The sequence below is a fragment of the Burkholderia reimsis genome (assembly GCF_003294055.1).
Lineage (GTDB): Bacteria > Pseudomonadota > Gammaproteobacteria > Burkholderiales > Burkholderiaceae > Burkholderia > Burkholderia cepacia.
The window spans coordinates 1-20922 of sequence record NZ_QMFZ01000054.1; the positions used below are offsets into that span (position 1 = coordinate 1).

Below are 20922 nucleotides of genomic sequence, written 5' to 3' on the forward strand. Positions count from 1 at the left end.
CGACATGACCACGCCCGCCCCTGCCCGCCCCGACGTCGCGCATCGCGTCTTTTCGGCCGGGCAGCTGTCGATCGGCCTCACGTTGCCGCTGCTTCGCACCGGCCATGTCGTCGCCGACTTCGACGAGCAACTCGAACTCGCGGCGCTGGCCGACACGCTCGGCTTTCGCGCGCTGTGGATTCGCGACGTGCCGCTGAACAGCGCCGACTATCCCGACCCGGTCGGCCACCTCGACCCGTGGGTCCTGCTCGGCGCACTGGCGTCACGCACGCGCCGGATTACACTCGCCAGCGGCGCGATCGTGCTGCCGCTGCGCCATCCGCTGCATATCGCGAAAGGCGCGCTGTCGGTCGCGACGCTGTCGGGCGGACGCTTCATCCTCGGGCTCGGCTCCGGCGACCGGCCGCCCGAATATGCGGCGTTCGGTGTCGACGCGGAAACGCGCCGCGACCGGTACCGCGCGCACTGGGACGTCGTCGCGGCCGCGCTCGGCGTGCCATCGCGCGTGCTGCCCGACGAGGCGCCGCCCGATGCGCCCGACTTCACGCTGCTGCCTCGCGGCGCCGACGCGGTGCCGATGCTGGCGGTCGGCTCGGGCGGGCAAAGCGTCGACTGGATCGCGCGTCACTCGATCGGCTGGATGACGTATCACCGCGATCCGGACACGCAACGCGCACGCTATTCGATGTGGCGCGCGGCGGTTGAAAGGCTCGCGTCGCCGGCCTTTCGCGCGTTCGGCGTGTCGATGCGCGTCGACCTCGTCGCGGATCCCGATGCGCCGGCCACCGCATTGCCGCTCGGTTATGCAACCGGACGCCGCGCATTGATCGACATCCTGCGGAACATGCGCGCGGCAGGCACGCATCACGTCACGCTGAATCCGGGCTCCGACCGGCCCGTGCGCGACGTCATCGAAGAAATCGCGGAACACGTCCTGCCGGTTTTTCACGACGGGGAAGCGTGATTTGGCAGGATTCCGGATGAATTCGGCGCGATGCGCGCGGCGCTCGCCGTTGCCTGCAAGCGGGCATTACGCGCGCCTTACACGCCGGCAATCGAGTCGCCTCACCTTCCCTGCGTCAGCCACATGACTGCGGAAACGCGCCGCGAACGGCCGCGCCGCGTCGTGCATGCCCGATTCGAATGATCGTCGACGGAACTATTCGGTTCCGGGCGCGATCATGTTAACTTCCCGTCCATCGTTCAGCCCGGCGGGCCGCGCGCCGATGCGCGCCCGCATGCCCACTCCATGCGACATATCCTCCTCGGCTGGCTGCTTGCCGCCGTCGTCACGGCCGCTCACGCGGCCGCTCCCGCCCCGGCCGCCGCGTCGGCCGCTTCCGGCACCGCGCCCGCGCTGACGCCGCAACAGGCTCGGCAGGCACTCGACGTGCTCGAAAATCCCCGCGATCGTGCGCAGGTCGAAACGACGCTGCGTGCGATCGCGGCCGTCGGCGCGCTGAGCGCACCCGCGGTCGTTGCAAGCAATGCGGCGGCGGCCAGCGGCGCATCGGCTGCCGCGGCCCCGGGCGCGCTCACGTCGAACGGGCTCGCGTCGATGCTCGTCCGGCAGGGATCGCGCTGGGCCACCGAAATCGGCGGCGCGCTGAAGGAGTCGCTGCACTCGCTGCTCGATGTCGGCTCGGTCGGAAGCTGGTGGCACGACAGGCTGGTGCGAGCCGACGAGCGCGCGGATCTCGCGCACGCGTTCTGGATCATCGTCGCCGTGCTCGTGCCCGCGCTCTTCGTCGAATGGTTGGCAAAGCGGCTGTTGCGACGCGCGCTGGCCGCGGTGGCCGCACGGCGTGCCGACACGTCGCGCCGCACCGCGCCGGACTCCGCCACGCCCGATGACGACGACGCACCGCCGGACACCCCCGCCAAACCCGACGCCGCCGATCCCGCCAATGCACCCGACACCGCCCCCGCGTCGTCACCAGGCCGAGGCCACGCGCGCCGCCACACCACGCTGCTGCACCGGATGCCGCGCGCGCTCGTCAGCCTTGCGTTGCGGGCCGTGCCGCTGCTCGTGTTCGTCGGTGTCGCGAGCCTGACGATGTCCGCGATCGGAGAGACGGGCACCCCGATCGAATCCGCGCTCGAAGCGCTGATCGACATCTACGTGATCTGCCGGCTCGTCACGATCGTCAGCCGGCTGTTCTTCCAGCCCGATGCGCGGCAATTGCGGTTGCTGCACATCAGCGATGCGTGGGCCGATTTCGCGCAACGCTCGATCGCGCGGATCGTGATCGTGGTCGGCGCCTGCACGGCCGCTGTCGAAATCGCCGCGAGCTTCGGGCTCAGCGAGGCCGGTCATGTCGCCCTGCTGAAAGCCGTCGCGCTCGTCGGGCACCTGATGGTGTCGGCGCTGATCCTGCGGTGCCGCCAGCCGGTCGCCGCGCGGATTCGCGCGGCCGGCGACGACCGTGCGTCCTTCGAGATGGTCGCGAACGCGCTCGCGGACGCGTGGGCCCCCGTGTCGGTATTCATCGTGATGGCGCTGTGGTTCGTGTGGGCGCTCGACGTCCACAACGGCTATCGCGTGCTGATCACGCTCGGCGGCCGCTCGATCGCCGTGATGATCGGTATGCGGATGGTCTCGATCGTCGTGTTCGGCGCGCTCGCGCGGCTGTTCCAGGGCCGCGACGAAGACCGCACGCTCGTCCACCTGCACGCGTACCGCTACTACCCGCTGCTGCGCCAGATCGTGTCGGGCGCGATCGGCATCGTGACCGTCGTGTTGCTGCTGCAGATCTGGGGCGTGCCGATCTTCCGCGCGTTCGAAACCGGCACCATCGGCCACCGCCTCGCGTCGGCGCTGGTGACGATCGCGATCGCGGCCATCGTCGCGCTCCTCGTGTGGGAAGCCGCGAACATCGCGATCGAGCGCCGCCTTCAACGATGGACACGCGAAGGCAATCTCGTGCGCGCGGCGCGACTGCGCACGCTGCTGCCGATGTTGCGCTCGCTGCTGTTCGTGATGATCGCGCTCGTCGTCGTGCTGACGGGCCTCAGCCAGCTCGGCGTGAACGTCGGCCCGCTGCTTGCCGGCGCGAGCATCTTCGGTGTCGCGCTCGGTTTCGGTTCGCAGAAGCTCGTGCAGGATTTCATCACCGGGATCTTCCTGCTGATGGAAAACGCGATGCAGGTCGGCGACTGGGTCACGCTCGCCGGCGTGTCGGGTACGGTCGAGTACCTGTCGATCCGCACCGTGCGGCTGCGCGCGGGCGACGGGTCGCTGTACACGATCCCGTTCAGCTCCGTGACGACCGTCAACAACACGAATCGCGGGCTCGGCAACGCCGCCGTCAAGATCAGTATTGCCTACGGCGAGGATATCGATCGCGCGATCGCGACGCTGAAGGAGATCGGCGCGGCGTTGCGCGACGATCCGAAATACCGCGACGGCATCCTGTCGGACTTCAGCTACTGGGGGATCGACCAGGTCGACGGCGCGGCACTCGCGCTGGCCGGGCAGATGCAATGCACGGACGCGACGCGCTGGAGCGTGCAGCGTGAATTCAACCGGCGGATCGCGGAGACGTTCCGCGAACGCGGCATCCGTATCGCCAATCCGCAGCGCAGCGTCGTCGCCTATGCGGACGGATCGCGGCCTGTCGTCGAAGGCGAAAACGGCGGCAATGGCGACAATGGCGGCGACGGTGACAACAGCGGCAACGGCCATGCTGCAGAACCGGCCCGGCCGCCGTCGCCCGCCGAACCGGGGCGCAAGCCGGGTTGACCGGCCGGGGGCGATGCCGCCCCGTGCTCAACGCGAGGCGGGCTTGTTCACGCGCCGCGTGCTTGTCGCGGCGGGCGCCGATGCCCCCGCCTTCGCCTTGGCCGCACGTTTCGCCGCCGCGCCCTGCCCGCGCTTCGCGCCGGCTTCCGGATCGGCAGCCGATACGTCGCGCTGCGCATGCCATTGCTCGAGCAGCACGCGTGTCTGGTCGGCGATCGTGTCGATCAGCAATGCCGCGCGCTCGCCCTCGAACGCCTCCCATTCGAGCAACTGCAGCGCCGAACGCTGCGCGATGTGGAACACCGTGATCTGCCCGAACAGGCTCAGCGCGCGCAATCGGGTGACGGGATCGTTGGCCGGCCGGCCCGAAATACGGCCGATCAGTTCGGCGCTCACGTCGTTGAGCGGCTTGCGCATGCGCTTCATCAGGATCTCGCTCGCGCTCGCCGGCTCCTGGCCGCCTTGCTCGCGTGCGAAGAACATCCGCTGGTTCATCGTCTTCGGCGCGGTGAACATCCGGTCCGACAGCGCGCGCAGCAGCCCGATGAACGCGTCGATCAGCACGTCGACATCCGCGTCCGCATCGAGCATCGCCCTCGCATGGCCGACCGACGGTGCGAACACTTCCCTGCCGTTCTCCGCGATCGCCTCGACGCACGCGCGGTACACGCCTTCCTTGTTCTCGAAGTAATACTGGAGCGCCGGCGCGTTCACGCCGGCCATCGCGGCGATCTCGCGTGTCGATGCACCCGCGAACCCGCGCTCGCCGAACAGTTCGATCGCCGCCTCGATGATCCGCTGGCGCGTTTCGTCGCCGCGGGCGTAGCCGCCCGCCGACGTCCGGCGCAGCTTCTTCGCTTCGTTCATGCCTTCCCCGTCATTCGATCGATCGATATTCTACTTGACACAATTTTATCAACTGGAATAATTCTTCCACTTGGAATAAATTGGACACCGGAATGTCGACGCCGCAAGACCCGCCACAGCAAGCAGATCGTCAGGAAAACGGAACAACGCCGCGAAACGGAAGCGGCTCGGCAGGCAAATCCGGAAACGGATCGAAACGGCGCATCCTGCTCGTCGTCGCCGTGCTCGCGGCGATCGGCGGCGCCGTCTGGCTCGGCCGTTGGTGGACGGTCGGCCGTTTCATCGAAAGTACCAACGACGCGTACCTGCAGGCGGACAGCATGACTGCCGCGCCGAAGGTCGCCGGCTACGTGACCGATGTGTATGTCCGCGACAACCAGGCCGTGAAGGCCGGCGATCCGCTCGTGCGACTCGACGTCCGCCAGTACCAGGTTGCGCTCGCGCAATCGCTTGCGACCGTCGATGCGCGCCGCGCGGATATCGCACGCGCCGAGGCCGACATCAGCCAGCAGCGTGCGAATCTCGAACAGGCCGACGCGCAGGCGAAGGTGTCGCGGATCAATGCGCAGCACGCCGGCGACGAATACGCGCGTTATGCGCCACTCGCGGCGACCGGTGCGGAGACGCACGAACGTGTGGCAGACCTGAAGAGCACGCGCGATCAGGCGGTCGCAACGCTCGCCGCGAACAATGCGTCGATCGCGGCCGCACGCACGCAGATCGCGTCGTTCACCGCCCAGCTCCAGCAGGCGCGCGCGCAGCTCGAAGCCGCGCAGGCCAGTGCCGCACAGGCCCAGCTCGACCTCGACAACACGATCGTGCGCAGCACCCTCGCCGGCCGCGTCGGCGATCGCACGGTGCGCGTCGGTCAATACGTGCAGCCCGGCACGCGCCTGCTGACCGTGGTGCCCGTCGATTCGATCTACCTCGTCGCGAACTTCAAGGAAACGCAGATCGGCAACATGCGTATCGGCCAGCCGGTCGAACTGCACGTCGACGCATTGCCGGACGGTGCGCTGTCCGGCGTCGTCGACAGCTTCGCACCCGGCACCGGCGCGCAGTTCGCCCTCCTGCCGCCCGAGAATGCGACCGGCAACTTCACGAAGATCGTCCAGCGCGTGCCGGTGCGCATCCGCCTCGCCGCGAACGCCCGCGCGCAGCGCATGCTGCTGCCGGGGCTGTCGGTGACGGTCGACGTCGATACGCGCTCGGCCCGCGACGAGTCGCATCATGGCTGAACCGTCCGCCACGATGCCCGCGCCGCCGCATGAAGGCCGTGCGAGCGTGACCGACTGGATCGCGGTCGCGGCCGGCGCGCTCGGCGCGCTGATGGCGACGCTCGACATCTCGATCACGAATTCCGCGCTGCCGCAGATCCAGGGTGAAATCGGCGCGACCGGCACCGAAGGCACGTGGATCTCGACCGGCTACCTGATGTCGGAGATCGTGATGATCCCGCTCGCCGCGTGGCTCACGCGCGTGTTCGGGCTGCGCAATTTCCTGCTGACGAATTCCGCGCTGTTCATCGCGTTCTCGATGATGTGCGGCTGGTCGCATTCGCTGCCGATGATGATCGCCGGCCGGATCGGCCAGGGCTTCACCGGCGGCGCGCTGATCCCGACCGCGCAGACCATCATCCGCACGCGGCTGCCGCTGTCGCAGTTGCCGGTCGGCATGACGCTGTTCGGCCTGATCGTGCTGCTCGGGCCGCTGTTCGGCCCGGTGCTCGGCGGCTGGCTCGCGGAAAACGTGAACTGGAGCTGGTGCTTTTTCCTGAACCTGCCGGTGTGCCTGCTGTTGATGGGGCTGCTGTGGTTCGGGCTGCCGTCCGACCGTCCGCAATGGAGCACGTTCTTCAACGCGGACTGGCTCGGGATCGCCGGCCTCGCGATCGGGCTGAGCTCGCTCACCGTCGTGCTCGAGGAAGGCCAGCGCGAACGCTGGTTCGAATCGCAGATGATCGTCACATTGAGCCTGGTGTCGCTCGCCGGAATGATCCTGATCGCGCTGTCGCAACGCTTCGCGAAGCGGCCGATCATGCGGCTGTCGCTGATGCGCAACCCGCGCTACGCGAGCGTGATCGTGATCGTGTCCGCGGTCGGTGCCGGCCTGTACGGCGTGTCCTACCTGCTGCCGCAGTTCCTCGCGATCGTCGCCGGCTACAACGCGGAACAGGCGGGCGCAATCATGCTGCTGTCGGGGCTGCCGGCCTTTCTCGTGATGCCGATCCTGCCGCGCCTGCTCGGCAAGGTCGATTTCCGCATCCTCGTGATCTCCGGGCTGCTGCTGTTCTGCCTGAGCTGCATGCTCGACATCAGCCTGACCGCGCAGAGCGTCGGCCACGACTTCGTCTGGTCGCAACTGATTCGCGGCGTCGCGCAGATGCTCGCGATGATGCCGCTCAACCAGGCATCGATGGCGGCCGTCGCACGCGAAGACTCCGGCGACGCAGCCGGGCTCTACAACATGGCACGCAACCTCGGCGGCTCGATCGGGCTCGCGATCATCGGCACCGTGATCGACCGGCGCACGACCTTCCATACGGCCGCGCTGCGCGAATCGGTGACGGCGAACTCGCTGATCGGGCAAGACCGGCTGTCGGCCTACGCGGCCAACTGGTTCGCACACACCGGCGATCTCGCGTATTCGAACATGCGCGCGCTTGGACAGCTGGCGCAGCAGATCCAGGTCCAGGCCGTCGTGATGACCTATTCCGAAACCTTCTATCTGCTGGGCCTTGCACTGCTCGCCTGCGTGCCGCTCGCGCTGCTGCTGAGAACGCCGCGCGGGCCGCAGGCGATGTCGTCCGGCCACTGAACCGTCTTACGCGATGAAACCCTTCTTCCTGCCCCGCCGCCCCGTGCTCACGCTGTGTGCGGCCGCGTGCCTGCTCGCCGGCTGCACGGTCGGCCCCGACTACCGCGGCGCGCCCGCCACACCGGATGCGCCGATCTTCGTGCGCGCGCCGGCCTCCGGTGTCGACACCGCCGCGCCCGCGCCGAGCGCGTGGTGGCACGCGCTCGACGATCGCCAGCTCGACGACCTGATCACTGCGGCGCTCGCGTACAACCCCGATCTGCACGCTGCGCAGGCACGCTTGCGCGCATCGCGCGCGCAGCTCTCGCAACAGCGCGCGGCGCAGTTGCCGAAATCGTCCGCCACCGTCGCCGCCATCCGCATGCGCGAGCCGGATGTCGGCGCGCTCGGTTCGCTGCTGCCGTCGAACGGCTCGAACCAGTCGGGCAGTGCATCGCCGTCGCTGGGCGGCTCGGGTCCGCTGCAGCTCTATTCGGCAGGCTTCGACGCAACCTGGGAAATCGACCTGTTCGGCGGTACGCGCCGGGCGGTCGAAGCCGCGTCCGCGCAAGCAGAAGCCGTCGACGCCGATCTCGCCGACACGCAGGTGTCGATCGCGGCAGAAGTCGCGAACGCGTATGTCGACCTCCGCGATCAGCAGCAGCGGCTTGCGCTGTCGCGACGCACCGCCGAGTTGCAGCAGAAGATGCTCGAACTCACGCAGCAGCGCCGCGCGCGCGGCGTCGCGGCCGATACCGACATCGAACGCCTGACGACACAGGTCGAGAACACGCGAGCCTCGCTGATCCCGCTCGACGCGCAGGTGACGGAATCGCTCGACCGGCTCGCGATCCTGACGGGGCGCGCGCCGGGTGCGCTCGACGCGACGCTGACGACACCGGCCGCGCCGCTGCCGACGCTGCCCGGCAGCGTCGCGATCGGCGATCCGGCCACGCTGCTGAAGCAGCGCCCCGACATTCGCGCGGCCGAGCGCCGGCTCGCATCGAGCAATGCGCAGATCGGCGAGCATGTCGCCGATTACTTCCCGAAGGTGACGCTGCTCGGCGATCTCGGCTTCAGCGCGACGGACCCGGGCCACCTGCTCCGCAAGCAGAACTTCACGTGGGTCGGCGCGCCGTATCTGCAATGGAACATTCTCGACTTCGGGCGCACGCGTGGCGCGGTGCGCGCGGCCGAAGCATCGCGCGACGAAGCGGAAGCGAACTATCAGAAGGCGGTGCTCGGTGCGTTGCAGGATGCCAACACGGCATTGCAGCGCTACGGACACCAGCGCGAGCACGTCGTTGCGCTCACCAGGGTTCAAACCTCCGCCGTGCATTCGCGATCGCTGATGGATGAACGCTATCGCGCGGGCGTCGCATCGATGATCGACCTGCTCGATACGCAGCGCGAAGCGCTTTCCGCGCAACAGAACGTGATTGCCGGGCAGGCCGAACTGATCAAGGACTACGTGTCGGTGCAGAAGAGCCTCGGGCTCGGGTGGCAGACGGGCGCGGGTTGACGGTGAGTCGAGCGGTGCCGTGCGGCCGGGTTTGTCGCGGCTGCAACCGCATCGACCACGGCGACGCGCGGGACAGAAAAACCGTTTCGCGCGCCGCCCGTGACCACCCGATGAATCAGAAAAACTCGTCGAGCAGCCGGTAGAAAGCGATCCGGCCCGGATCGGGCTGCCCGATTCCGTACCGGTCGACGAAAGGCGCGCCCCATTCACTGCCGAGATCGGCGTCGATATCTCGCCTCGGCGATTCGAGTCGCGCCTCGAACACGGTCGACGCAGTCGCGCCAATTACGCATCGAACCGGAAACGATCGGCGAACCGCATTCAGCATTACTTTCTTCGTTGGCGTCGAATATTACAAATTACTGCCAATATTTTCAAAAACATTGCATTTATTCGCTTTAAATTTGTTTCATATAACCAAAAAAAGTTTGACACCTCGCTTTCGTTCTTGATACCGTCCGATGCAAGCAATCTGACAAATTGCTCACTGCGCAATCGCTTCCGCTCCACGTTTTTTTCGTTTCCGCCGCACCGAAGTGCCAGCCGCCGGCCGTATCGTTCGCGCGCCGGCCATGCGACATCCCGATGCATTTCATTGGACGACTGCCATCCGGCAGCGGGCCGAAGGATCGAATCAAATGAGCAGGATAACGAAACTGTTGCTCTAGCAATCCCGCCCGCGCCCAGTCCGCGCGACTGCGCCGTATCGCGACGCAGCCCTCTCGCTACCGCATTTTCCGAATTTCGCCCCCCGAGAAAAAACACCTTTCCGGATCGGGCGAAAGGCCCTGTCGCGTCCGCGCCATCCGCACGCATGCGACAGAAATCGGCGGTGCACGATCCGCACCGCTGTCGACCGTTGTTGTTCGTGCCGTTCGATGTTCAACCGGAGGGGTAATTCAAATGAATCAGGTTGCAGACAAGAATCAAAAGCACAATCGCTTCATCAAGCTCGCCTTCGCCGCCGCGGCAGCCGCATCGTTTGGCATCGCGACCGTCCACGCCGCGCCCGCGGCCGGCTGGACGGAAACGCGCACCAAGGGCTTCCTGCCGCTCGTGCAGCAGAGCGAAGCCGGTACAGCCGGCGCGCCTGCCGCCAGCACGGCCGCCGCTGCCACGGCAGCCATCGAGATGGCACCCGGCGAATCGGTGGACATCGTGCTCGGACTGAACCTGCGCAACGAAGCACAGCTCGACCAATACCTGCACGACCTGCATACGCCCGGCTCGCCGCACTACCGGCAGTTCCTCACGCCGGCGCAGTTCGCCGCGCAATATGCACCGACCGACCAGCAGGTCGCCTCGGTCGTCGCGCACCTGCGCAAGGAAGGCTTCGTGAACATCGTGGTCGCACCGAACCGCCTGCTGGTGTCCGCGTCCGGCACCGCGGCGACCATCAAGTCCGCGTTCCGCACGACGCTCAAGCGCTTCACGCGCAACGGCCGCAGCGTCTATGCGAATACCGACGCCGCGCAGGTGCCGAACGCGATCGGCGGCGTCGTGGGCGCGGTGCTGGGCCTGCAGAACGTCGAACTGATGCACACGGGCGCGGGTAGCAAGCCGCAAGGCAACACCAGTAACCTGACGATTCCGGCCGGCGCATCGGCGGTGCCGCACAACCCGACCGAGTTCTCGTCGATCTACGGCGGCAACGGTACGCCGACGGCCTCGCAGACCACCGTCGGCATCATCTCCGAAGGCGACCTGTCGCAGACGGTGAGCGACCTCAACACGTTCGCCGCAAACAACAGCCTCGGCACGATCAGCAGCAGCATCGTGAAGACGGGCCCGTCCGGCAGTTCGTACACCGACACAGACGGCACCGTCGAATGGAACCTCGACAGCCAGTCGATCGTCGGCGCAGCCGGCGGCAGCGTGAAGCAGGTCGTGTTCTACGTCGCACCGTCGATGACGCTCACGGCGATCACCGCCGCGTACAACAAGGCCGTGACCGACAACGTCGCGAAGGTAATCAACGTGTCGCTCGGCGTGTGCGAATCGTCCGCGAACAGCACCGGCTCGCAGGCAACCGACGACACCATCTTCAAGCAGGCGATCGCGCAGGGGCAAACCTTCTCGGTATCCGCCGGCGACCACGGTGCATATGAATGCGCGGGCGGCACGCCGTCGCGCTCGACCTACACGGTGAGCGAGCCGGCAACGTCGCCTTACGTGATCGCAGTAGGCGGCACGACGCTGTTCACCAATACGTCGACCAACGCTTACAACAGCGAGATCGTCTGGAACGATCCGAGCTGGCAGCCGGGCACCGTGTGGTCGACGGGCGGCGGATACAGCAAGTACGAAGCCGCGCCGTCGTGGCAATCGTCGAGCCTCACGGGATCGACCAAGCGCGCGCTGCCCGACGTCGGCTTCGATGCCGACCTGCGCACCGGCGCGATTCTCGTCGTGAACGGCCAGACGTCCGACACGCTGTGGGGCTCGGGCTACCTGAACAACGAAGGCGGCACGAGCCTCGCCGCGCCGATCTTCACGGGCATCTGGGCGCGGCTGCAGTCCGCGAACAACAATGCGCTCGGGTTCCCCGCGTCGAGCCTCTACAAGTACTTCCCGAGCAACGCGGCGCTGCTGCACGATGTCACGTCCGGCAACAACGGCAGCGGCACCTACGGCTACAAGGCGAAGGCCGGCTGGGACGCGACGACGGGCTTCGGCAGCGTGAACATCTCGAAGCTGAACGCGTTCATCCAGAGCACGCCGGATTTCGCGCGCTGATGGACCGATGACTGCCCCGGTTCCAGACGTGCGCTCCTGAGCGCACGTCTGGAACCGGATGTGGTCGTTCAAATAACCCGCGAGGGCTGCCAGGCCGTCGCGGTTTTTTCGCGTTCCGCGCGATCTCGCGGGGCGAGCATCCGGTGCGACGACGCACTAGCCGACCTTGAAATAGTTGCTCACGCAACTTTCATGTTCATTACCCTTGCATGAGCATCGCACCGAGTGAAACGCACCCCGTCACGGCAGCGCGGTATTCACGCTGCCTGCCGGCGAAACGCGCGTCGTGCCGCCACGCGACGCGAGCACGCCCCCAACGCCGTACCCCGCCGCCTTCCGCGAAACCGCGCGGCCTTGCCGCACAACTCACTCGGCCCAGTTCCGGACGTAGTCCGGCACCGGCATGTTGCCGTCGGCATGAACCGGTGCGCCGCGCGTCGTCTTCAGCGGCAGGACTCCCGTCCAGACAGCAAGCGCGAGATCTTCATCCTTGTCGGAAGGCAGCGAATCGCTGACTTTCACCGCCGCTTCCGCAAGCGCAATCCGCAGCACGCTGGTCGCATTGATTTCCTTCTCGTTGCCGGGCCGCGCATCATGCTTGCGACCGGGTGCGATCTTGTCCATCAACGCATCCAGCGCCGCCAGCTTGTCGTCACGGCCCGCCACGACGTCGAACCGCCCGTAGATCACCGCGGATCGATAATTCATCGAATGGTTGAAGGCCGATCTGGCCAGCACGAGCCCGTCCAGCAACGTAATCGCGACGGAGGCCGGCGCGCCCGCCGACAGCGCCTTGATCATCCGGCTACCGTTGGACCCGTGAATATAGAGGTCATCGCCCCGTCTCCAGTGCGCGGTCGGGATGCAATGCGTGTCCTCGCCTGCACCGAACGCGATGTGGCAGACGTAGGCTTCGTCCACGATGCGATGAAGCGTCGTGCGATCGCGATTCGCCAATTCCGGCAGGCGGCGAATGGTGGTGCGGGGTGTGGAAGCGATGACGGTCTGGTCTTTCATGTTTCGTTTTCCTGTTCGCGCGCCCTTGCGCACATCGAGCGGCCCGCGTTCCGGCAAGGCTCGATGATCCGCACGGAATATATTTGTACTGCAAAGTTAATCGGATTGAACGCGTGCGACTTCCACGCCTGAACGACCGATCGATCGCCGCGTCGACAGTCGCGCTTCAAATCGATCAAAATACGCGCGTGCCGTAATCGGGGACGATCGCCGGAAGGCCCCGCGCACCGGCCGGCACCGCGAGAACGTGAACGATACGATGCGCGCCGAATCTTCAAAAGAACCAGCTCACCGAAAAATTCTGGAACCAGCCCATGGATCTCGCGCTGCTCATCTCGTCGCTTTCCAGACAGGAGGGCACGACACGCCACAGCCAGCAGGAGGCCCTCTACCGGAGCCTGCGCAACATGCTGCTGGAAGGGCATATCCCGTCCGGCACACGGCTCGTGTCGACCCGCGTGCTCGCGGCCGAGTTGGGCATCGCGCGCAATTCGGCGGTCTATGCGTACGAGCGCCTTGCCGAGGAAGGCTTCGTGGCGGCCACGCGCAACGGTACGATCACGCGCTGGGACGGATGCGGCCGTTCGAGCGCCGGGCTCGAGAGCGGGCCGGCCACGGTTCGCTTGTCCGAGCGCGTGCACGGGCTGGAGAACGCCGATCCCGAACCCGAACGCATGCTGCCGTTCGTTCCCGGTCTTCCGTCGCTCGATGAATTCCCCGTTGCCCAATGGCGCCGTTGCATCGAGCGCGCATGGAAAGTCATCAAGCCCGCGCAGCTCGCATACGGTCCGGTCGAAGGGCTGCCCGAACTGCGGCGTGCCGTGGCGGCCTACATTCGCGTCTCACGAGGCGTGCGCTGCGAAACAGGCCAGGTATTCATCACCGACGGCACGCAAGGCAGCCTCGAGCTGTGCGCGCGCATGCTGGCGAATCCCGGCGAACCAGGCTGGCTCGAGAACCCCTGCTACAACGGCGCCCGTACCGCATTCCGCTCGACCGGCCTCGATATCGTGCCGATCGAGGTCGACCGCGAAGGGATGGCGCCCACCGACGAACAGTGGCGCACCCGGCCGCCCCGGCTGATCTATACGACGCCGTCGCATCAATACCCGCTCGGCGCGCTGATGAGCCCCCGGCGACGAGCGGCGCTCGTCGAGCACGCACGTGCGTGCGGCGCGTGGATCATCGAGGACGACTACGACAGCGAGTTCCGCCACGACGGCGAGCCGCTGCCCGCGATCCAGGGCCTGCATGCCGACGCACCGGTCTGCTATCTCGGCACCTTCAGCAAGACGATGTTTCCTGCCCTTCGGCTCGGCTTCATGGTGGTTCCGCCGGTTCTGGTCGAACGCTTCACCCGGACGCTGCGCGAACTCGTTCATCGCGGCCACCCGGCCGATCAACTCGCGATGGCCGAGTTCATCGACACCGGCCTCTTTGCGCGGCACCTGCGCAGGATGAGGACGCTGTATGCCGAGCGGCGGAACAACCTGGAAACGGCACTCGCCCGCCACCTCGGCACCGCGCTGTGCGTTCGGGAAAGCCCGGGCGGCATGCATCTGTCGGCGGATCTCGCGCTCCCGCTGCGCGATACCGACGTCGCCCGCGCCGCAGCCTCGCGTGGCCTGCTGCTTCAGCCGCTGAGCAGCTACCGGGTCGGCGACGGCCGGCCGTACAACGGCTTCGTGCTGGGATACTCCGGGCTGAGCGATGCGACGATCGAGACCGCGACGATGCAGCTCGCAGCCGTCATCGACGAGCAGAGCCGCACGCGTGGCTGAGCGTCACACGCGGCATCCTCGCTCACAGTTGCGATTCCAGCGGAAACAGCCCGAGAAACCAGACTTCCATCCGCCGCCCGGCCGACACTTCCGGTTCGTGATCGAGCTCGATGACCTTCCCGTCCGAATCGGTCTGAATCCACTTGAGCTGTCCGTTGCCTGCCGGATCGGTCCTCGGCTCGACGCGCCACGCGATTCGATCGAGCCGCGCGTCCAGATCGTTCGCCACCTGCGACGCAATCGCCGGGCTCTCGCAGTAAACGCCGATCTCCGTATTGAGGTTCAGCGAACGCGGATCGAGATTCATCGAACCGATGAAAATGCTCTTGTGGTCGAACACGTAGGTCTTCGCATGCAGCGACGCACGCGACGATCCGATGATGACCTGCTTCGAGATGCTCTTGTCGCCCGACGGCCGCCGTTCGTAAAGCCGCACGCCGGCTGCCACGAGATCGCTCCGGTAATGCCGGTAGCCCGCATGCACGGCCGCCACGTCGGTCGACGCGAGCGAGTTGGTCAGCACCGTGACGCGCACGCCGCGCGCCGTGAGCGCGCGCAACCGCTCGACGACATCCTTGCCCGGCACGAAATACGGCGACACGATAAGCAGGTCATGTTCGGGCTGCAACGCGAGCGCCCGCAGTTGCGGCATCAAATGCCCGTCGCTGTCCTTCGGCGCGCGCGCGATCTTCGACGGATCGTCGTACAGCACCGTTGCGCGCCCCCACGACAGTTCCGTGCCCTGCCCGTGAACGATCCGGTCGAGTCGCTGCCTGGCCTCGAGCACGTACGGATTGTCCTCCATGGCCCTCAGGTAGTCGCGCAACCGTTCGCGCTCGCGGTCCAGCCCGCCGGGTGCCGCCTCGTGCCCGACCAGCGCGCTGATCGGATACGCGTACGGGGAATTCCAGAACGTGTCGAATTCGGTCGAGATGTCCTTCACGACCGGGCCGTGGACGACGACATCGAGATCGCCGAACTCCAGCATCGACGATGCGCCGAAATACTCGTCGCCGATATTGCGGCCGCCGACGATCGCCGCCTGGTTGTCCGCGATCATCGCCTTGTTGTGCATGCGCCGGTTGACGCGCGAGAACTCGAACACCGTGCCGATCTTCTTGAACCGCCGCGTGGCGACCGGATTGAACAGCCGGATCTCGATGTTCGGGTGTGAACTGATCTCGAGCAGCTTGCGGTCGTCCGCGTTCGTGCCGAGATCGTCGAGCAGCGCACGGACGCGGACGCCGCGATCCGCCGCGCGAATGATCGCGTCGGCCAGTTCGTGCCCGGTCAGGTCGTCGTGCCAGATGTAGTACTGAAGGTCGAGCGAACGGTCCGCGCGATCGGCGAGCAACACGCGTGCATCCAGCGCGTCGACCGGATCGGTCAGCAGGTGAAACGCGTCCTGCCCGGGATGGGCGCTGGCTTGCTGCTGGAACGCGACGCCCAGCCGCGTGTCGTCCGTATCGGTGTACGCGTGCGTCGGCGCGCGATCGGCCTGCGGCGGCAGGCTCGCGCATGCGACGAGCGCCAGCAACGAAAGAATCGCACCCCACGAACGCAGCATGGTCATGATTGCCGTCCCGCTCCCGGCCGAAGTCTGTTTGTTCTCGCCGCCGGACGGATCGCGGGGCTGCCTGGTTTTCGTTCGGCCGTACCCGGTGTCGCGTGTGGAACGGCCGCGCTACAGCATACTTCGATTGACAGCGGCGCGGCACCCTCTCGGTACTTTCCTGATCGCGGCACGCGTCCATACAAAGAAAAACCCGCGACGCATGAAGCCATCGCGGGTTCTCGGCATGCGGCGCGAGCGCGCGCATGAAATCTGGTGGGCCCGGCGGGGTTCGAACCCGCGACCAATCGATTATGAGTCGACTGCTCTAACCGCTGAGCTACAAGCCCTGAAAAAAATCGAAGCGTGTCACACGCTGCCCCGGCAAAGAAGCCGGGCCGGCATTGTAACAACAAAGGAGACAAACGCCACCGGCATCACGCGGATACCGGCGGCGTTCGCAGGAGAGACGCTGGAAATCAGTTCCCTTCGAGGAACGACTTCAGCTTGTCGGAACGGCTCGGGTGACGCAGCTTGCGCAGCGCCTTGGCCTCGATCTGACGGATCCGTTCACGCGTGACGTCGAACTGCTTGCCGACTTCCTCGAGCGTGTGATCGGTGCTCATCTCGATACCGAAGCGCATCCGCAGCACCTTCGCCTCGCGCGGCGTCAGCGAATCGAGCACGTCCTTCACGACGTCGCGCATGCTCGCATGCAGCGCGGCATCCGCCGGCGCGACCGTGTTGGTGTCCTCGATGAAGTCGCCGAGATGGGAATCGTCGTCGTCACCGATCGGCGTTTCCATCGAGATCGGCTCCTTCGCGATCTTCATGATCTTGCGGATCTTGTCTTCCGGCATCTCCATCTTCTCGGCGAGCGTTGCCGGATCCGGCTCGAGACCGGTTTCCTGCAGGATCTGCCGAGAGATGCGGTTCATCTTGTTGATCGTCTCGATCATGTGAACCGGAATACGGATCGTGCGCGCCTGGTCCGCGATCGAGCGCGTGATGGCCTGGCGGATCCACCACGTCGCATAGGTCGAGAACTTGTAGCCGCGCCGGTATTCGAACTTGTCCACCGCCTTCATCAGGCCGATGTTGCCTTCCTGGATCAGGTCGAGGAACTGCAGGCCGCGGTTCGTGTACTTCTTCGCGATCGAGATCACGAGACGCAGGTTGGCCTCGGTCATTTCACGCTTCGCCTGGCGCGCCTTCAGTTCGCCGGCCGCCATCTGGCGGTTGGTTTCCTTCAGGTCCTTCAGCGGCAGCACGACACGCGCCTGCAGGTCGAGCAGGCGCTGCTGCTGTTCGCGGATCGCCGGAACGTTACGCGACAGCACCGCGCTGTACGAATGGCCTTCGGCCATGATCTTCTCGGCCCAGTCGAGGTCGGTTTCGCTGCCCGGGAAGCGCGCGATGAATTCCGAACGCGGCATGCCGCACTTGTCGACGACGATGTGCAGGATCTGGCGTTCGACCTGACGCACTTCGTCCACCTGCGCACGCAGCGTGTCGCACAGGCGTTCGACGGTACGCGCGGTGAAGCGGATCGTCATCAGTTCGGTCTGGATCGTTTCCTGCGCCTTCAGGTAGGCCTTCGACTTGTAGCCTTCCTTCTCGAACGCGCGGCGCATCTTGTCGAACCACTCGCTGATCTGCGAGAACTTCTCGAGCGACGCACGCTTGAGGGCTTCGAGCTGGGCGGCGTTGGCCGATGCCTGTGCGGCACCGTCATCTTCCTCCTCTTCCTCTTCTTCCTCTTCCTCTTCGGCTTCCTCGTCCTCGTTCTCGATGGCTTCCGCTTCCTTCGCGGAGAAGCCGTCCGTATCGGCGGCGTCCGCAGCATTCGGATCGAGCAGGCCGTCGACGAGCTCGTCGACGCGGATCTCTTCGTTCGCGACGCGTTCGGCCATCGCGAGGATGTCGGCGATCGTCGTCGGGCACGCGGAGATGGCCATCACCATGTGGCGCAGGCCGTCCTCGATCCGCTTCGCGATCTCGATTTCGCCTTCACGCGTGAGCAGCTCGACCGTGCCCATTTCGCGCATGTACATCCGGACCGGATCGGTCGTGCGGCCGAATTCCGAATCGACGGTGGACAGCGCGACTTCCGCTTCCTCTTCGACTTCATCGTCCGACGACGCGGCGGGCGCGTTGTCGTTCAGGAGCAGCGTTTCCGCGTCCGGCGCCTGCTCGTAGACCGCCACGCCCATGTCGTTGAACGTGCCGATGATGCCTTCGAGGGCTTCGGTCTCGGTGAAGTTGTCCGGCAGGTGGTCGTTGATTTCGGCGTACGTGAGGAAGCCGCGCTCCTTGCCGAGCTTGATCAGCGCGCGCAGTTTCACGCGGCGCTCTTCGAGCTCCTCGGCCGTACCCGGCGTGCTCGTCGCGAACGCTTCCTTCAGCAGCGCCTTTTCCTTGGCGCGACGGTCGCGCACCTTGGATTTGCCCGGTGCAGCCGCTGCTGCTGCGGGCTGCTCGTCGCTCTGATTTGCGTCGTCTTCGACGGATACTTCGTTCAGCTTTTTGGTCATGGAGTTCGCCGTACCGGCTATATCGACTCGCGGCTGCTGGACGACAGCCGGTTGAACCGTGGGTGCATGAGTAGTACGTACTGCCGTTTCGTCCGCGGCGGCAGTCGTGTCCCTTGCGCTTTTCGCACTTGCCCGCTTCGCCGCCGGCTTGGCCGGCCCGGAGTCGGGTCTGGCGGCAGCCCGTGTTCTGGCTGCCGGCGCCGGCGCAGCCTGAGCAGTGCCGGCCGCGGTTTTTTTTCCTGCTGGGGCTGACGTGGCTGAAGACGTTGTCCTGGTGGAAGAAGCAGACTTGGCCGCTGTGACCTTCTTGGTCGGCTCCGTCGAGCCCTTGCCTGTTGCTTTCTTTCCGCCTGTCGTCTTTGCCATCGCGATTCTCGCCTTTGCTTGGAAAACAAACCGCTGGAAACCTTATATTATAGCACGCTGGGGAACCCTCTCTAAGCTCCCCGGCCGCCTACAGCCCGAGCCGACGCTTCATGTCGGTTCGCTGCTGGTTCAATTCCGTCAATTCGGCCAATTCCTCGGGTGTGAAGGTAGATTGCCGCGCCAGCCTGTCAAGCCGGTCGCAGCAGGCGTCGTAACGCATCTTGAGCACCGCGGCCTGCAACTCCTCCCCCGCGATCCGTTCCTGCTCACGCTGCCGCTCGGGCACCGTCTCGTCTTCCGGATTCTGTAACAGCAAATCGCGGACGTTTTCATCATAGTCCAGAATTTCGCGGAAGATTTCCTCGTAAGTCGCTCCATTCGAGGACGTCCGCAGGACATCGGAAAGCAGCCGGAACTCCGCGCCGTCGCCCAGCGCGCGGGCATGGTCGACGACCTCCGCGAACAGCTCGCCGATGCGCGGCAACGCACGCAGGGTCGCAATCTGTTCATCGTCGAGCTGCGACGCGATGCGCGGATGCATCACCAGCGTGCGCAACGCACGCTTTTCGCTGTCCGTCACGCGGCGCCGCTCGCTGCGTGCGGGCGCCTGGCGCGGCGGTGCCGCGATCCGCGTATCGACGTCGGACAGCCCCGCGACCTCTTCGAACGGGATATCGAGGCGGTCGGCGAACATGTGCATGATCTGCGCGCGCAACGCGTTCGCGGGCAGCGCCTGCAACATCGGCTTCGCATCGAACAACGCCTTCGCGCGGCCTTCCGGCTGATCGAGCGCCTTGCCGGCAATTGCTTCGTTCAGCAGAAATTGCGACAGCGGCATCGCGCGCTCGACCTGTTCGGAGAACGCATCCGCGCCGAATTCGCGCACGTAGCTGTCCGGATCGTGCTCGGCCGGCAAAAACAGGAACCGGATCGTACGGTTGTCGCCGGCATGCGGCAGGCATGCCTCGAGCGCGCGCCGGGCCGCCCGCCGCCCGGCCGAATCGCCGTCGAAACTGAAAATGACCGTATCAGTCTGGCGCAGCAGCTTCTGCACGTGAATCGGCGTACACGCGGTACCGAGTGTCGCGACCGCATTCGGGAACCCGAGCTGCGCAAGCGCGACGACGTCCATGTAGCCTTCGACGACCAGCACGTACTTGCGCTCGCGAATCGCGAGCCGCGCCTCGAACAGGCCGTACAGCTCGCTCCCCTTGTTGAACAACGGGGTTTCAGGCGAGTTCAGGTACTTCGGCTCGCCGCTGCCGAGCACGCGACCGCCGAAGCCGATCACCTGCCCCTTCACATTGCGGATCGGGAACATGATCCGCTCGCGGAACCGGTCGTAGCGGCGCGCGACGCCCTGCGCATCGGTCTTCTCGCTGACGATCACGAGCCCCGACTCGACGAGCGACTCGTCGCGATAGTCGGGGAATGCTGCCTCGAGGTTCTGCCAGCCGTCCGGCGCATAGCCGAGCCCGAAGCGCGCGGCGATCTCGCCGGTCAGGCCCCGGTTTTTCAGGTACTGGATCGCGACGGTCGCGCCGCGCAACTGCTTGCGGTAGTAGTCGCACGCAGCGGTCATTGCGTCGGACAGCGCGGTCGCAACCGATTTCGACACCGGCGCCGGATAGTCACCGCCGCCTCCACCCCCACCGCCGCCACGCATCGATGGCTCGTGCGGCACGGTCAGGCCGACCGACTGCGCGAGCTCCTGCACGGCTTCCGGGAACGTGAGACCCGCGTGTTCCATCAGGAAGCCGATCGCCGTGCCGTGCGCGCCGCAGCCGAAGCAATGATAGAACTGCTTGGTCGGACTGACCGTAAACGACGGGCTTTTCTCGTTATGGAACGGGCACAGCCCCATGAAGTTGGCGCCGCCCTTCTTGAGCTGCACGTACCGGCCCACCACGTCGACGATATCGACGCGGTTCAGCAAATCCTGCAGGAACGAATGCGGAATCACCGTGGGATCGAGCGAAAAAAGACAATACGACACCCCGGCGCACGCA

At 66.0% G+C, this 20922-nt stretch carries 12 protein-coding genes, 1 tRNA gene and 1 pseudogene; 7 read left to right on the plus strand and 7 right to left on the minus strand.

From position 1 onward, the window contains the following. Nucleotides 1–4: 4 nt before the first annotated feature. Together DPV79_RS37235 and DPV79_RS37240 are read left to right on the plus strand one after the other, a co-directional pair. A complete protein-coding gene (locus DPV79_RS37235) occupies nucleotides 5–964 on the plus strand; it encodes an LLM class oxidoreductase (protein WP_113047778.1) in 960 nt (319 codons plus the stop codon). 285 nt (nucleotides 965–1249) lie between these two features. After that, nucleotides 1250–3742, plus strand: coding sequence for a mechanosensitive ion channel family protein (locus DPV79_RS37240; RefSeq protein ID WP_113047766.1), 2493 nt, complete (start codon nucleotides 1250–1252; stop codon nucleotides 3740–3742). 27 nt (nucleotides 3743–3769) lie between these two features. On the opposite strand, the gene DPV79_RS37245 is transcribed toward DPV79_RS37240, so the two are convergent. Further along, nucleotides 3770–4609 carry a CerR family C-terminal domain-containing protein gene (locus DPV79_RS37245; RefSeq protein ID WP_059484073.1) on the minus strand — a complete coding sequence of 280 codons (840 nt, stop codon included), beginning with the start codon at nucleotides 4607–4609 and terminating at the stop codon, nucleotides 3770–3772. A gap of 92 nt (nucleotides 4610–4701) precedes the next feature. Here DPV79_RS37245 and DPV79_RS37250 point away from each other — a divergent pair, with 92 nt between their 5' ends. The 3 genes from DPV79_RS37250 to DPV79_RS37260 are packed head-to-tail and all read left to right on the plus strand — an operon-like array spanning nucleotide 4702 to nucleotide 8927. Next, a complete protein-coding gene (locus DPV79_RS37250) occupies nucleotides 4702–5847 on the plus strand; it encodes an HlyD family secretion protein (RefSeq protein ID WP_059649093.1) in 1146 nt (381 codons plus the stop codon). After that, nucleotides 5840–7426, plus strand: coding sequence for an MDR family MFS transporter (locus DPV79_RS37255; protein WP_113047767.1), 1587 nt, complete (start codon nucleotides 5840–5842; stop codon nucleotides 7424–7426). The genes DPV79_RS37250 and DPV79_RS37255 overlap by 8 nt, the downstream gene beginning before the upstream one ends. 13 nt (nucleotides 7427–7439) lie before the next feature. After that, on the plus strand, nucleotides 7440–8927 hold the full coding sequence (locus DPV79_RS37260) for an efflux transporter outer membrane subunit (protein ID WP_113047768.1): 1488 nt from the start codon (nucleotides 7440–7442) through the stop codon (nucleotides 8925–8927). A gap of 115 nt (nucleotides 8928–9042) precedes the next feature. On the opposite strand, the pseudogene DPV79_RS37265 reads toward DPV79_RS37260, so the two are convergent. Beyond that, nucleotides 9043–9162 (minus strand): annotated as a pseudogene (locus DPV79_RS37265) (APH(3') family aminoglycoside O-phosphotransferase); the annotation flags it as partial. A gap of 668 nt (nucleotides 9163–9830) precedes the next feature. Between DPV79_RS37265 and DPV79_RS37275 the strand changes: the two are divergent. Further along, the gene (locus tag DPV79_RS37275; RefSeq protein ID WP_059684404.1) at nucleotides 9831–11663 is read left to right on the plus strand and encodes a S53 family peptidase; all 1833 of its coding nucleotides are present in this window, start codon (nucleotides 9831–9833) and stop codon (nucleotides 11661–11663) included. Nucleotides 11664–12029: 366 nt separating this feature from the next. Here DPV79_RS37275 and DPV79_RS37280 read toward each other — a convergent pair whose 3' ends face one another. Next, nucleotides 12030–12680: a pyridoxamine 5'-phosphate oxidase family protein gene (locus tag DPV79_RS37280; RefSeq protein WP_059621868.1), complete on the minus strand. Its 651-nt coding sequence runs from the start codon at nucleotides 12678–12680 to the stop codon at nucleotides 12030–12032. A gap of 314 nt (nucleotides 12681–12994) precedes the next feature. Between DPV79_RS37280 and pdxR the strand changes: the two genes are divergently transcribed. Further along, complete coding sequence (pdxR, locus tag DPV79_RS37285) at nucleotides 12995–14461, plus strand: MocR-like pyridoxine biosynthesis transcription factor PdxR (RefSeq protein ID WP_113047769.1); 1467 nt, start codon at nucleotides 12995–12997, stop codon at nucleotides 14459–14461. Between the two features lie 22 nt (nucleotides 14462–14483). On the opposite strand, the gene DPV79_RS37290 is transcribed toward pdxR, so the two are convergent. From DPV79_RS37290 to dnaG, 4 genes are all read right to left on the minus strand, one after another. Then, entirely contained in the window at nucleotides 14484–16034 is a 1551-nt protein-coding gene (locus DPV79_RS37290) for a phospholipase D family protein (RefSeq protein ID WP_113047770.1), read from the minus strand. A 253-nt stretch (nucleotides 16035–16287) separates the two neighbouring features. Then, a tRNA-Ile gene (locus DPV79_RS37295) sits at nucleotides 16288–16363 on the minus strand. Between the two features lie 129 nt (nucleotides 16364–16492). Then, a complete protein-coding gene (gene rpoD, locus DPV79_RS37300; protein ID WP_113047771.1) occupies nucleotides 16493–18913 on the minus strand; it encodes an RNA polymerase sigma factor RpoD in 2421 nt (806 codons plus the stop codon). A gap of 88 nt (nucleotides 18914–19001) precedes the next feature. After that, the gene (gene dnaG / locus DPV79_RS37305; protein WP_042975837.1) at nucleotides 19002–20876 is read right to left on the minus strand and encodes a DNA primase; all 1875 of its coding nucleotides are present in this window, start codon (nucleotides 20874–20876) and stop codon (nucleotides 19002–19004) included. Nucleotides 20877–20922: the final 46 nt, after the last annotated feature.

Coding starts and splice junctions, on each gene's coding strand:
- DPV79_RS37235 (WP_113047778.1), top strand. CDS start 5: ATGACCACGCCCGCCCCTGCCCGCCCCGACGTCGCGCATCGCGTCTTT.
- DPV79_RS37240 (WP_113047766.1), top strand. CDS start 1,250: ATGCGACATATCCTCCTCGGCTGGCTGCTTGCCGCCGTCGTCACGGCC.
- DPV79_RS37245 (WP_059484073.1), bottom strand. CDS start 4,609: ATGAACGAAGCGAAGAAGCTGCGCCGGACGTCGGCGGGCGGCTACGCC.
- DPV79_RS37250 (WP_059649093.1), top strand. CDS start 4,702: ATGTCGACGCCGCAAGACCCGCCACAGCAAGCAGATCGTCAGGAAAAC.
- DPV79_RS37255 (WP_113047767.1), top strand. CDS start 5,840: ATGGCTGAACCGTCCGCCACGATGCCCGCGCCGCCGCATGAAGGCCGT.
- DPV79_RS37260 (WP_113047768.1), top strand. CDS start 7,440: ATGAAACCCTTCTTCCTGCCCCGCCGCCCCGTGCTCACGCTGTGTGCG.
- DPV79_RS37275 (WP_059684404.1), top strand. CDS start 9,831: ATGAATCAGGTTGCAGACAAGAATCAAAAGCACAATCGCTTCATCAAG.
- DPV79_RS37280 (WP_059621868.1), bottom strand. CDS start 12,680: ATGAAAGACCAGACCGTCATCGCTTCCACACCCCGCACCACCATTCGC.
- pdxR (WP_113047769.1), top strand. CDS start 12,995: ATGGATCTCGCGCTGCTCATCTCGTCGCTTTCCAGACAGGAGGGCACG.
- DPV79_RS37290 (WP_113047770.1), bottom strand. CDS start 16,034: ATGACCATGCTGCGTTCGTGGGGTGCGATTCTTTCGTTGCTGGCGCTC.
- rpoD (WP_113047771.1), bottom strand. CDS start 18,913: ATGGCAAAGACGACAGGCGGAAAGAAAGCAACAGGCAAGGGCTCGACG.